10 protein-coding genes are annotated in these 13,095 nt (G+C 63.6%); all 10 read left to right on the top strand.

Annotated features, from left to right (window positions below):
• The first annotated feature begins 98 nt into the window (after positions 1-98).
• A complete protein-coding gene (locus BW934_RS12715; RefSeq protein WP_076348696.1) occupies positions 99-1,523 on the top strand; it encodes an NAD-dependent malic enzyme in 1,425 nt (474 codons plus the stop codon).
• A 215-nt stretch (positions 1,524-1,738) separates the two neighbouring features.
• Entirely contained in the window at positions 1,739-2,806 is a 1,068-nt protein-coding gene (locus BW934_RS12710) for a helix-turn-helix domain-containing protein (protein ID WP_076348694.1), read from the top strand.
• 86 nt (positions 2,807-2,892) lie between these two features.
• A complete protein-coding gene (locus BW934_RS12705) occupies positions 2,893-4,047 on the top strand; it encodes an ABC transporter ATP-binding protein (protein ID WP_076348692.1) in 1,155 nt (384 codons plus the stop codon).
• A gap of 17 nt (positions 4,048-4,064) precedes the next feature.
• Positions 4,065-4,328: an HPr family phosphocarrier protein gene (locus tag BW934_RS12700; RefSeq protein WP_076348690.1), complete on the top strand. Its 264-nt coding sequence runs from the start codon at positions 4,065-4,067 to the stop codon at positions 4,326-4,328.
• A 162-nt stretch (positions 4,329-4,490) separates the two neighbouring features.
• Positions 4,491-6,272 (top strand): methyl-accepting chemotaxis protein, encoded by a 1,782-nt coding sequence (locus tag BW934_RS12695; RefSeq protein ID WP_076348688.1) that lies wholly within the window; start codon positions 4,491-4,493, stop codon positions 6,270-6,272.
• Between the two features lie 120 nt (positions 6,273-6,392).
• A complete protein-coding gene (ppc, locus tag BW934_RS12690; protein ID WP_076348686.1) occupies positions 6,393-9,113 on the top strand; it encodes a phosphoenolpyruvate carboxylase in 2,721 nt (906 codons plus the stop codon).
• A gap of 88 nt (positions 9,114-9,201) precedes the next feature.
• Positions 9,202-10,161, top strand: a complete 960-nt coding sequence (gene pfkA / locus BW934_RS12685; protein WP_076348788.1) for a 6-phosphofructokinase — start codon at positions 9,202-9,204, stop codon at positions 10,159-10,161.
• 46 nt (positions 10,162-10,207) lie between these two features.
• A complete protein-coding gene (locus tag BW934_RS12680; protein WP_076348684.1) occupies positions 10,208-11,275 on the top strand; it encodes a class I fructose-bisphosphate aldolase in 1,068 nt (355 codons plus the stop codon).
• 25 nt (positions 11,276-11,300) lie between these two features.
• Positions 11,301-11,810, top strand: coding sequence for a 5-(carboxyamino)imidazole ribonucleotide mutase (gene purE / locus BW934_RS12675; protein WP_076348682.1), 510 nt, complete (start codon positions 11,301-11,303; stop codon positions 11,808-11,810).
• On the top strand, positions 11,791-12,969 hold the full coding sequence (gene purK / locus BW934_RS12670) for a 5-(carboxyamino)imidazole ribonucleotide synthase (protein WP_076348786.1): 1,179 nt from the start codon (positions 11,791-11,793) through the stop codon (positions 12,967-12,969). Before purE ends, purK begins: the two co-directional genes overlap by 20 nt.
• The last annotated feature ends 126 nt before the right edge of the window (positions 12,970-13,095 follow it).

Below are 13,095 nucleotides of genomic sequence, written 5' to 3'. Positions count from 1 at the left end.
TCCGCCTGGTTTGCGGCGCGCACCTCTGCATTGTCTTCAAAAACGAGCGTCTGCTACACTAGGCGTATCCAGCCGAGACGGCATAGAGGAGGTCGCGCATGGAGTTTCAGCGGAGTGGCATCAGTCTGATCTACCGGCTTGAAATTGCCAACAAGGGCAATACCTTTGCGAAAGTCGCGAGCCTGGTCGGCAATGCCGGCGGCGACATCGCCGCGGTGGACGTCATTCGCGTGACGCAGGATGTGGTGGTCCGAGACGTGACCATCAACGTGGCGAATCGCGATCACGGCCGGCAAATCGCCGATCTGCTCGACGCAGAGCCGGGTATCCATGTGGTGGCGGTATCCGACCGGACCTTCCTGGTCCACCTGGGTGGCAAGCTCGAGGTGCAACCGAAGATCCAGGTGAAAAACCGCGAGGATCTCTCGCGCGTGTACACGCCGCACGTGGCGCGCGTCTGTGAGGCCATTCACGAAGATCCTTCGAAGGCGTTTCAGCTGACCATTAAGCGAAACACGGTGGCGGTGGTCTCCGACGGGACCGCGGTGCTCGGCCTGGGTGACATCGGGCCGTATGCGGCCATGCCGGTCATGGAAGGCAAGGCGATGCTGTTCAAGCAGTTCGCGGGCGTCGATGCCTTCCCCATCTGCCTCGATACGAAGGATCCCGATGAAATCGTCGAGACGGTCAAGCGCATCGCGCCTGCGTTTGGCGGCATCAATCTCGAGGACATCTCGTCGCCTCGCTGCTTCTACATCGAAGAGCGATTGAAGCAAGAGCTCGACATCCCCGTGTTCCACGACGATCAACACGGCACGGCGGTCGTCATGCTCGCGGGGTTGATGAATGCGGCCAAGTTGGTCGGCAAGAAACTGGAAGATCTGAAGGTCGTGATCGTCGGGATCGGCGCGGCAGGGGTCGCGTGCACAAAGATGCTGCTCTCCGCCGGCGTGAAGAACATCATCGGCGTGACGCTGGAGGGCATCCTGCACCGCGGCAAGGAATACGACAACGAGGTTTGGAACTGGTACAAGGAGCACACGAATCCGGACAACATCACCGGAACCCTTGACGATGCCATCGTGGGGGCGGACGTCTTCATCGGGGTGTCGGGCCCGGGCGTGTTGACGGTGGATCACCTGAAGAAGATGGCCCCGGATCCGATTGTCTTCGCCATGGCCAACCCGACGCCGGAAATCGAGCCTGAAGTGGCTGCGCCCTACGTGCGCGTGCTGGCGACGGGACGTTCCGATTATCCGAACCAAATCAACAACCTCCTGTGCTTCCCGGGCATGTTCAAGGGGGCACTCGCCGCCCGGGCATCGACCATCAACGAAGAGATGAAGCTTGCGGCCGCGCAGGCCATTGCGTCCATCATCCGGGAGAACGAACTGCGCGAGGATTACATTATTCCGTCTGTCTTTAACCAAGCGGTTGTTCAACGTGTGGCAGACGCCGTGGCGGAAGCCGCCCGCCGGACGGGCGTGGCGCGGCGCGAGGTCATGCCGAAGGACAACTATTGAAGCCGGCGCGTCTCGGTTCGCGGCTTCGAGCCGTCTTTGGCGGTACGCCGTTCGCGGAGCGAGGGTGCCGCGGCGTGATCGCACATCTCCTGTGAGCGGGGTCTTTGGCCCCGCTCGCACCTTTTTTGCCCACCCGTTTCGCGCGAGCCTCGCCTGCTCTCCCCACGTGCTACAATGAGGGAAACTCCGAACGCCGGTTTGGGAGTCGGAATGAGATGGAACGACGAGTGGAGTTGGTTTCGCGGTTCTTCGATGCCCTGGGCACGGCGTGCCGCTGGGTGACCTGGGATGCGTCGCTTTCCAGCGCCGAGATCGGCGCGCTCGTCCAGCGTGCGGACGGTGCGTGCTGGCTGCGCGTGGCGGGCGATCTCGGCGTGGATGTCACGCCGCTCGGACCCCGCGAGCGCGAGTTTCTGGCGTGGGCGCTGTCGGCACAGCCTGTGACAGAAGAGGATGATCCCTTGGCGCAGTTGCGTGCCTGCTCCTGGCGAGATCTCGTGGCCGCGCTCGCAGGGCGTGACGGCTGCGCCACGCTTCGCCGAGCGACAGCCTCGATTTCCATCCCGGCGTTTCCCGCCCAACTTGTGGCCATCGACTGGCCGACTCGTGGGAAAGGCCCAGTCGACCAAGGCGAGAGCGCCGAGATGATGAAGAAGATCGCCGAAGCGTATCTCGAGGTGGAGGCATGGCATCTGTCGCAGACGGCCCCCCTGGCGGTGGCGGTGGTGCACACCCGCGCGCTTCGCGATGCATGGCTTTCGCTCGGCCACGCGGAGATGGACGTTCGTGGGCTGTCCATGCTCGCTGGGCAACTGGCCAACGCCCTTCGGAGCGAGGCGCTCGTGGATGCGCGCGTCGCCATCTCTGGCGTCATTCGCAGGCCGGAGGACGCGGCCGCGGGCGTGGCCATGCTCGAACTCGCGCGTCGAGAGGCACAGCGGCGCAACGCGGACGCCGTGGTCTTTGGCGACGATCCCGTCCGCATGGCGCTCGCTTGGCTGGAGGAGCCCGCCAGAACGGCCCTCTTGCGGTCCGTGGCCGCCCTGTCAGCGATGGATCAGTCCGACTGGCCGGAAGGGTGGGCGGAATGGGCGGAAGCGCTGGTGCGCTGTAACTTGAACATCAGTGAAGCGGCGCGATCGCTCTACATGCACCGCAACACCTTGCTCGCGCGGATTGAGAAACTGCGGGAGGTTTCGGGCCTTGACGCCCGCCGGGCTGCGGACGCCTTCGCGCTCTTCGCTGCCGGGGCGCTCATTCGCAGTCAAACTGCACTCGATTGAGCCGAGAGTCTGTACAAGTTGCACATGGCCTGCGTGAAAGCGTTTTGCTACGCTCAACTTGAGCATTCTCACAAGGAGTTGATAGCGTGGCTCGCGTGTTGCTCGAGCATATCTACAAGACCTACCCCGGCCAGTCGGAGCCGACGGTGAAAGACTTCAATCTCGACATTCAGGACAAGGAGTTCACGGTGTTCGTCGGCCCGTCCGGTTGCGGCAAGACGACGACGCTTCGCATGATCGCTGGACTCGAGGACATCACGGAAGGCAACTTGTACATCGGCGACCGGCGCGTCAACGACGTGCCTCCGAAGGACCGGGACATCGCGATGGTGTTCCAGAACTACGCGCTCTATCCGCACATGACCGTGTATCAGAATATGGCGTTTGGCCTGAAGCTGCGCAAGGTGCCGAAGGCCGAGATCGACCGGCGGGTGCAGGAGGCCGCGAAGATCCTTGACATCGCGCACCTGCTGGATCGGAAGCCGAAGGCGTTGTCCGGCGGCCAGCGTCAGCGCGTCGCCTTGGGCCGCGCGATTGTGCGCGAGCCGCAGGTGTTCCTCATGGACGAACCGCTCTCCAACCTCGACGCGAAGCTGCGCGTCCAGATGCGCGCGGAGATCCGCAAGCTTCATCAGCGCTTGCAAACGACGGTCATTTACGTTACACATGATCAGACGGAAGCCATGACGATGGGCGATCGCATTGTGGTCATGCGCGACGGCGTGATTCAGCAGGCCGACACGCCGCAGGTCGTGTATTCGCAGCCGAAGAACATGTTCGTGGCGGGGTTCATCGGATCTCCGGCGATGAACTTCGTCCGCGGCGAGATTGTGCAGGACGGCGATGCGTTCTACTTCCGTGCGCCCTCCATCTCGTTGCGCCTTCCGGAGGGCCGCTACGGTGTCCTGAAGGCGTCGGGGGCCATTGGCAAGCCTGTCGTGCTTGGCGTGAGGCCGGAGGACCTGCACGACGAGGAGGTCTTCATGACGACGTATCCCGATTCCGTCCTGCAGATGCAGGTGGAAGTCGTGGAGCACATGGGCTCCGAAGTCTATCTGCACACGAGCATCGGCCCGAACACGATTGTCGCGCGCGTGAACCCGCGCCACGTCTACCACGTCGGGAGCACGGTCAAACTCGCGATTGACCTCAACAAGATCCACATCTTTGACGCGGAGACGGAGGAGTCCATCGGCTTCGCCGCAGGTCCTGCGGGTGAACGTCAAGAAGCTATGGTGTGATGTCGAGGTGTGATGACATGGTCGAAAAGGTGTTAACCGTCCATCTTCCGCAAGGGCTCGCGGCACGGCCGGCAGCGGAATTCGTCAAGCGGGCATCATCGTTTTCGAGTCAGGTCCGGATTGGGAAGAATGGCCATTTTGTCGACGCCAAGAGCGTGCTTGGCGTGATGTCGATGGCGATTGCCCGCGGGGAAACGGTCACGCTTCAGGCGGAGGGAAGCGATGCCGAGCAGGCTGTGCATGCGCTGGCGGAGCTGCTTGAGCGGGATACGTTTGAGTGAGGACTTTGTGGGCAGAGCGGGAAGGCCCGGTGCCTCAAGGCGCCGGGCCTTTGCCGTGCCGGGCAAAGAGAAGGGAATTTTGGCGCAATCGCGAATACGAGGAGAGGAACCATCGGCGCCCGTGCCGATGAAGTTGATGATTCGTTCGGTTGGAGGTCCCCCATGTCCACCTACGACGGCAATCCCCCAGGCGGCAATCCTCTCGGCCGTGCGGCGCGACTCCGCAGGCTTGGTCAGCGGTTTGTGGATCTGCTGCCCACGCTCAGCATTCGTAAAAAGTTTCTTGTCAACATCGGCCTCGTCACCCTTCTGCTATTGGCACTCGGCGTTGTCAACGGCATCTTGCTGTCCCAGCTGCACCGGTCTGTGCAAAAGCTGGAGCAGGCGGACACCGTCTTGAACCTCATCCGCCAGTTTGACTACGACATTGTCTCGGCGGACAACGACGCCGCCCTCTACTTGCTCACGCCGAGCGGAGACAACGCGCAGTTCAATCTTCAGGATTATCAGAACGATCTCGCGCGCGTGCAGCAGGACCTGAGCGTTCTTCAGCGGCAGCCCGTGAACGCGACGGACAGGGCTATTCTGAACCTGTTTCAGTCCGAGTGGAGCCAAATTCTTGACCAAAACGAGACCGCGTTCCGCCTCGCGTCGACCAGTCTGCCGGATGCGCAGTCGATGTTCACGAGCAACACCTTGCAGCCTTTGATTCAGAGCCTCTCCCAGTTCACCCAGGACGAGGAGACCGTCAAGGACGCCGCATCCGCCCACGTCAATCGACTGCTCGTGCAGACGTTTGTGTGGAACACTCTCGTCGCCCTCGCCGCCATCGCCATCGGGCTCATTGGCAGCGCCACGCTCGCCGTCACCATGTCCGGGCCCATCGTCCGGCTGCGCCAAATGGCGCTCCGGGTTGCGCAGGGAGATCTGCGCGTCGAGCCGGTGGAGGTGAGGACGCGGGATGAACTGGAAGACCTCGCTCGCGTGCTGAACGATCTCGTCGGCAACCTGAGGACCCTCATAGGCGCCATCGCTGAGGCATCGGAGCACGTGGCCGCGAGCGCCGAGGAGCTCTCGGCGAGCTCAGACGAGCTCATGCGGGCGACGGCCGAGATCGCCCAGTCCATCGAGCAGGTGGCCGCCGGCGCCGAGGAGCAGGTGAAGCAAATTGAGGACACGTCCGACGCGGTGGCGCAGGTCCAGGGCGAGATCGGCAAAGTCTCCCGTTTGGCCGAGGCGCTGCACGACACCGCCGAGCGGACGGATGGGGAAGCGGAGGCAGGCACGCAAGTCATGGACGCGATGGCCAGGCAGATGGACGCCATCCGCCGCAGGTCGGCCGATGCGGCGGAAGTGATGCGCAAGACCGCCCAGGCCTCCGAGAGCGTGCGTCAGATTGTCGCGGCCATCGTCCACATCGCGGACGAGACCAACCTCCTTGCTCTCAACGCCGCCATTGAGGCCGCGCGGGCGGGCGATCACGGCCGAGGCTTCGCCGTCGTCGCCGACGAAGTCAGAAGCCTGTCCAAGGCGTCTGCGGATGCGGCGCGCGAGATTCATGCCATCGTGGAAACGGTGGTGCGTTCGATGAATGAGGTGGCGCACTCCATCCAAGCGGTCGGCGCCGAGGTGGACGCGGGCGCGGCCGTGGCGGATGAGACCAAGCGGACGTTTGCGCGCATTCGATCTTCGATGGCCGAGGTCGCGACGCGCGTCGAGGAGGTCGCCGAAGCCACCAAGACCATCGTCGCCCAGGCGCATCACATGTCGAGCGACATGGCGGTCGTGGTGGAACTCGCTCAGCAGGCCGCGCGGGAGTCCGAGAGCGTCGTCGCGGCTTCGCAGCAGCAGGCGAGTTCCATGCAGGAGATTGCCTCCACGGCCTCGTCGCTCAGCGCGCGCGCGCAGGATCTCCAGGCGCTCATCAACCGGTTTCAGGTATAGGAGAAGTTTCTCAGTTTTGGGACGAGCGTTCGTTGCGCGAGGATTGCGCCCGTTGTAACCTGATACGGAGACTGAAGAGACAGATTTCACAGTGGAGTGGAGAGACTGGAGGGTACCGGATTGGCGAACGATGCACCCTTGCACCGGGACATACGCGTCCTCGGCGATTTGTTGGGAGAGGTGCTGGTGGAGCAGTGCGGCCAGCACGTGTTCGATCACGTCGAAGCCATCCGCATGGCGGCCAAGGCCTTTCGCGCGGACCCGTCGCCCGTAACGAGGTCCGCGCTGCAGGCGGCCGTCGCGGCGGTTGAACCCGAGCATCGAAACGACGTCATTCACGCATTTTCGGTCTATTTTCAGCTGGTCAACCTCGCCGAGCAAAATCACAGGCTGCGGCGCCACCGCGATTACGACCGCTCGCAGCAGGTTTTGCGCGGATCGTTTCGAGAGGCCATGCGCACGCTCGCGGAACGCGGCATCACAGCCGACGAGGTGGAGTCGCTTCTGCGGGAGGTCGGCGTGGAGTTGGTGCTGACCGCGCATCCGACGGAGGCCCTCCGCCGCACCGTGCTCGACAAGCACACGAAGATTGCCGCGTTCCTCGAGGAGATGGACGACCCACGCAAGACGCCGCGTGAGCTCGACGTGCTGCGCGAGCGCATTCGCACCGAGATCGTGGCCCTGTGGCAAACGAGATCCGTGCGGAAATCGCGCATCACGGTCCTCGACGAGGTCCGCAACGGCCTGTACTTTTTGGACCAAATTCTGTTTGACGTGCTTCCCCGCGTCCATCAAAAGTTGGAACAGGCCGTCGAGGAGCAGTTCGGGCGCCAACTCCTGGAGCTGCCTCCGCTCATCCGGTTCGGTTCCTGGATGGGCGGGGACCGCGACGGAAACCCGAACGTCACTGCGGACGTCACTTGGCAGACGCTCGTCCTCCATTGCGATCTCGCCCTGAACAAATATGAGCAAAAGTTGCGAGAGCTTGGGCGCGACCTCAGCGTCTCGGTCGATCGGGCAGGCGCGGACGAAGAGCTCCTCGCCGCGATCGGGGGGGAGAACGACGAGCCGTACCGAGCGCTCATCAACCAAATGTTGGCCAAGCTCGAGGGCACGCGCCGCCGCCTGCACGGGGAGCGCGTGGAGACGGCGTACTACGCGTCGCCCGAGGAGATGATGGCGGACGTTTTGCGAATGGCGAAGTCCCTTTCTCGCCATCGCGGCCAGCGCATGGTGGATGCGTGGCTCAGACCCTTCCTCTTGCAGCTCCGGATTTTCGGCTTTCACATGGTCACGCTCGACATCCGCCAACACTCCGGCGTGCACGAGCAGGCCGTGGCGGAGCTCTTGGAGACGGCGGGCCTGGTGGACCGTTACGCCTCGCTTGGCGAAGAGGAGCGCCTGAAGGTGTTGTCCGACTGTCTTGCGTCGCCGCGACCCATTCGCAACCCGTATCACGTGTACTCCGACTTGACGACCGAGGCGCTCGCCGTGCTCGACTGCGTTCGACGGGGTCACGAGACGTTCGGACCCCGCTCGGTGCAGGACTACTTGATTTCGATGACCCAGGGCGCGAGCGATCTGCTTGAAGTCCTGCTGCTCGCGAAGGAGTCGGGGTTGTTTGGATGGCCGGACGGGCCAAACAAGCCGCCGAAGAGCGAGCTGAACGTCGTGCCGCTGTTTGAGACCATTGAGGATCTGGAGTCCGCGCCGGGGATCATGCAATCGCTGTTTGAAAATCCCGTCTACCGCCGCCACCTCGAGATTCGCGGGTGGCAGCAGGAAATCATGCTCGGCTATTCGGACAGCAACAAGGACGGAGGCTACCTCACGGCCAACTGGTCCTTGTACATGGCGCAGAAGCGCCTCATCCGCCTGGCAGAGCGGTTTGGCGTGCGCATCAAGTTCTTTCACGGGCGCGGCGGCGCCTTGGGGCGCGGTGGCGGACCGGTCGAACAGAGCATTCTGGCCCAGCCCACGGAGGCGCTCCGGGGACATGTGAAAATCACCGAACAGGGCGAGGTCATTTCTCAGCGCTACGGGCATCCGGGCATCGCGGAACGGTCCCTTGAATCGTCGGCAGCGGCCGTGCTCGTCGGGGCGACGCGGGAGGACTCGGACGAGTGGGTGGCCCGTCACCCGAGATGGTTTGACCTCATGGATCGGGCGTCCGACATCAGCTTTCGCGCGTACCGTCAACTCGTGTTTGAGCATCCTGCGTTTCTTGCGTACTTCCACCGCGCGACGCCCATTGACGAGATCGGCAAGATGAACATTGGTTCGAGGCCTTCGCGGCGTTCCCAATCGTCGCGCATCGAGGATTTGCGCGCCATCCCCTGGGTGTTTTCGTGGACGCAGAGCCGCCATCTGCTTCCCGCGTGGTATGGCTTTGGTACGGCGATGGAGTCGCTGATGCAGGAAGACGAAGAGGCCCTGAGCGATCTCCGGCGCATGTACGAGGTGTGGCCCTTTTTCCGCACGCTCGTCGACAATCTGCAGATGGCCCTGGCCAAGGCGGACATGCTCGTCGCCAGGGAGTACGCGCAGCTCGCGGGCGAGGCGGGCGAGGCCATTTTCCCGCTCATCGAGGCCGAGTATGCGCGGACGGAGAGGGCCGTTTTGGCCATCACGGGCTACGCTCAACTGCTCGACAACCGGCCCGTCATTCGCGAATCCATTTCGTTGCGCAATCCGTACGTCGATCCGCTGTCGTTTTTCCAGGTGCGCCTCTTGGCCGATTTGAGGCGCGAGAGCCTCTCGCCCAGCGATCGCGAGGCCGACTTGGCCGACGCGCTCCAGACCATCAACGGGATTGCCGCCGGATTGCGCAACACCGGCTGACGACGCACGGCCCGTGCGTGTGGCAGATTCATTGCGCAAATCGCGATCGTCGTCTACCATGAAGGTGTCCTCGTTGGGGGTGTTGGCCATACAAAGGATAGGCGTTTTGACGAGCGGGGGCGACGCGCCGGGCATGAATGCCGCCATCCGCGCGGTGGTTCGCACCGCCATCTATCGAGGTCTGGAGGTTGTCGGCATCCGGAGAGGGTATGCGGGCCTTTTGGATGGGGATTTTCGCCCGATGCCCATCGAGTCCGTGGGCGACATCATCCAGCGCGGTGGAACCTGCTTGTTTACGGCGCGTTGCAAGGAGTTCATGACCGAAGAGGGGCAGCGGCGCGGCTATGAGCGCCTCCTCGAGGCCGGGATCGAGGGACTCGTGGTGCTCGGAGGAGATGGCTCGTTTCGGGGCGCCAAGCGCCTGAGCGAGCTGGGCATCCCCACGGTGGGTGTGCCGTGCACCATCGACAATGACATCGGCGCCTGCGATGCGAACATCGGCTTCGACACCGCGGTGCAGACGGTCATCCAGGCCATCGACAAGATTCGGGACACGGCCACGTCGCACGAGAGGACCTACGTCATCGAGGTCATGGGTCGGCACGCGGGGCACATCGCGCTTGCGGCTGGGCTCGCCGGGGGAGCAGAGAGCGTGCTCATCCCCGAGGTCTCCTTCAGCCTCGAGGATGTCGTGGCCAAGTTGCAGCGCGGCGTCGCCCGCGGCAAAAAACATTCCATCATCGTCGTGGCCGAGGGCGCGGCGCGAGCCGTGGACGTCGGCAAGTACATCGAGGAGAAAACGGGTTTCGATACGCGCGTCACGGTGCTTGGCCACGTGCAGCGCGGCGGCGCCCCCACGGTGTCGGACCGCGTCCTGGCCAGCCGCTTGGGCGCTTTTGCGGTCGACCTGCTCCTCAAAGGGGAGACGGCCGTGATGGCCGCCACGCAGAACGGGGCGCTCGTGGCGGTGCCGTTTGACGAGGTGTTCGCGTCGGTGCGCCAGCCGGCGCAGGAACTCTGCGAGCTGGCCGAAATTCTATCCAACTAACGGGATGGCCTGCGGGTCATCGCCATCATGCCGGGGGGTCGGTTGCGTGATTGACAAGATTCGCGAATACCTGGGTGCAGAAGCTGATCATCTGTTGAACCACGAGTGCAAGACCATTCCGAAGGAGCGGCTCACGCCGCCATCGCCGACGATCGTCGACGACGTGTTCCTTTATTCCAATCGAAACAATCAGGTTCTGCGTTCCCTCCAGTGGCTTTTGTCCTCCGGGCGCCTCGGCGGAACCGGTTATGTCTCCATTCTGCCGGTGGATCAGGGCATCGAGCATTCGGCGGGCGCCTCATTCGCCAAGAATCCGGACTACTTTGATCCAGAAAATATCGTCAAGCTCGCGATCGAGGGCGGTTGCAACGCCGTCGCGTCGACGCTCGGCGTGTTGGCCTTGACCAGCCGGAAGTACGCGCATAAAATTCCTTTTATTGTGAAATTGAATCACAACGAGCTGCTGACGTACCCGAACAAGTACGACCAGATCATGTTCGCTTCGGTCAAGCAGGCCTGGGACCTGGGCGCGGCTGGCGTCGGCGCCACCATCTACTTTGGCTCGCCCGAGTCGACGCGCCAGATTCAGGAGGTCGGTGAGGCATTCCGCCTTGCGCACGAGCTCGGCATGTTCACGGTGCTGTGGTGCTACCTGCGCAACCCCGCCTTTGTGAAGGACGGCGTGGATTATCACACGGCGGCGGACTTGACGGGCCAGGCGAACCATCTCGGCGTGACCCTCGAGGCGGACATCGTCAAGCAAAAACTGCCCGAGGTGAACGGCGGTTACCAGGCGCTGAACATGGGCCAGTCGAGCTACGGCAAGATCGACAAGCGCGTGTACACCGAGCTCACGACCGAGCATCCTATCGATCTCGCCCGCTACCAGGTGGCCAACGGCTTCATGGGCAAGATCGGGCTCATCAGCTCTGGGGGCGCCTCGGGAGAGAACGACTTCGCCGAGGCCGTCCGGACGGCGGTCATCAACAAGCGCGCGGGCGGTATGGGCTTGATTTCCGGGCGCAAGGCGTTCCAGCGCCCCATGGCCGAAGGCGTCAAACTGCTGAATCTGATCCAGGACGTGTATCTCTGCAAGGACGTCACGCTCGCATAATCCGCTTCGCGCGAGGAGGATGGGTATGGCGCAACCACGCGTCGGCGTGATCATGGGCAGCCAGAGCGACTGGGAGACAATGCGCCACGCGTGCGCCGTGTTGGACGAGCTCGAGATTCCACACGAGCGCAAGGTGGTCTCGGCGCACCGAACGCCGGATTTCATGTTTGAATACGCGGCGTCCGCGCGGGATCGCGGCATTCAAGTCATCATCGCGGGGGCGGGGGGTGCCGCCCACCTCCCCGGGATGGTGGCGGCGAAAACGCAGCTGCCCGTCATCGGCGTGCCTGTGCAGACCTCCGCGCTCGGCGGGCTCGACTCGCTCCTGTCCATCGTGCAGATGCCCGGCGGCGTGCCGGTGGCCACCATGGCCATCGGGCGCGCCGGTGCCGTCAATGCGGGGCTCATGGCGGCGAGAATCCTCGCGGTGACCGATGCTGAGATCGCGCGCCGCTTGGAGGCGCGTCAGGCGGCGATTCGAGATCAGGTCCTGCAAGGGGGAGATCCGGGTGGACATGCGTCGGAGGACCGCTAGTCTGCACTTGCCGCCTGCCACCATCGGCATCCTCGGCGGAGGGCAGCTGGGGCGAATGATGGCGCTTGCCGGGCGGCACATGGGGTATCGGTTTCAGGTGCTCGATCCGACCCCGAATGCACCTGCGGCGCAGGTGGCCGACGGCCAGGTGGTCGCGGCTTACGACGACGTGGACGCCGCGCGCACCCTCGCTTCTCGGTGCGATCTCGTCACGTACGAGTTCGAAAACGTGAGCGCCGCCGTCGCGGCTGCCTTGGCCGAGACGTGTGACGTCCCGCAGGGCAGCGATCTCTTGGCCATCTGTCAGCACCGCGTGCGCGAAAAGTCCACGCTGGCAAAGCACGGCCTTCCGGTCACGCCGTTTTTGCCGATTTCGACCTTGGACGATCTCGACCGCGCCTTTGCGCACTTCGGCGGGCGGATGGTGGTCAAAACGTGCCGGGGAGGCTATGACGGCAAGGGACAGTGGATGGTGCGGTCGCGAGAGGAGCTCGTGAACCACACCGAAGCCTGGAGTCGGGTCATGGACCAGCACCGAGCCGCGGGTTTTGACGACCACCCGCTCATCGCGGAGGCGTTTGTGCCGTTCGTGGGGGAGCTTTCCGTCATCGTGGCCCGCAACCGCAGGGGCGAGGTGCGCGCGTTTCCTCCGGCCGAGAACATTCACCACCGGCATATCCTGCACCTGTCCATCGTGCCAGCGAGGTATCCCCGGGAGATGGTCGCGCAAGCCGAAGAGATCGCCTTGCTCGTGGCGGACAGGCTTGGCGTCATTGGCCTGGTCGCAGTGGAGATGTTCGTGTGCGAGGACGGCGAGCTTCTCATCAACGAGCTGGCGCCGCGACCGCACAACTCGGGCCACTACACCCTCGACGCGTGTGCGACGAGCCAGTTCGAGCAACACGTCCGCGCCATTTGCAACCTGCCGCTGGGGGATGTCACGCTGTATAAGCCGGTGGTCATGGTGAACGTCTTGGGCCAACATGTGGAGTCGCTTCGCCAACAGATGGGAGGCTTTCCGTCTTGGGTGAAGGTCCATTTGTACGGAAAAGCGGAGGCGAAGCGGGACAGGAAGATGGGCCATCTGAATCTCCTGGCGGACACGCGCGAAGAGGCGCTTTCGTTTGTCGAGTCGTGCGGCATTTGGTCCGAGGCGTAAAGGATGAGGGCGCGGCGGGCGACGAGGTTGTGGGAGCGCCACGGCCACGGACGGCGATGGTCCGCGCGGCGGGCGGCGAGAGAGCAGAAACGCCGCGGACGGCGCACGTGATGCGTGAAGCAGAAG

The organism is Alicyclobacillus vulcanalis (assembly GCF_900156755.1).
GTDB lineage: Bacteria > Bacillota > Bacilli > Alicyclobacillales > Alicyclobacillaceae > Alicyclobacillus > Alicyclobacillus vulcanalis.
This window is presented reverse-complemented; position numbering and strand designations above follow the sequence as displayed.

Excerpts from the sequence above, each read along its gene's own strand:
- BW934_RS12700 (WP_076348690.1), top strand. The coding sequence starts at position 4,065 with ATGGTCGAAAAGGTGTTAACCGTCCATCTTCCGCAAGGGCTCGCGGCA.
- BW934_RS12715 (WP_076348696.1), top strand. The coding sequence starts at position 99 with ATGGAGTTTCAGCGGAGTGGCATCAGTCTGATCTACCGGCTTGAAATT.
- BW934_RS12695 (WP_076348688.1), top strand. The coding sequence starts at position 4,491 with ATGTCCACCTACGACGGCAATCCCCCAGGCGGCAATCCTCTCGGCCGT.
- BW934_RS12710 (WP_076348694.1), top strand. The coding sequence starts at position 1,739 with ATGGAACGACGAGTGGAGTTGGTTTCGCGGTTCTTCGATGCCCTGGGC.
- purE (WP_076348682.1), top strand. The coding sequence starts at position 11,301 with ATGGCGCAACCACGCGTCGGCGTGATCATGGGCAGCCAGAGCGACTGG.
- purK (WP_076348786.1), top strand. The coding sequence starts at position 11,791 with ATGCGTCGGAGGACCGCTAGTCTGCACTTGCCGCCTGCCACCATCGGC.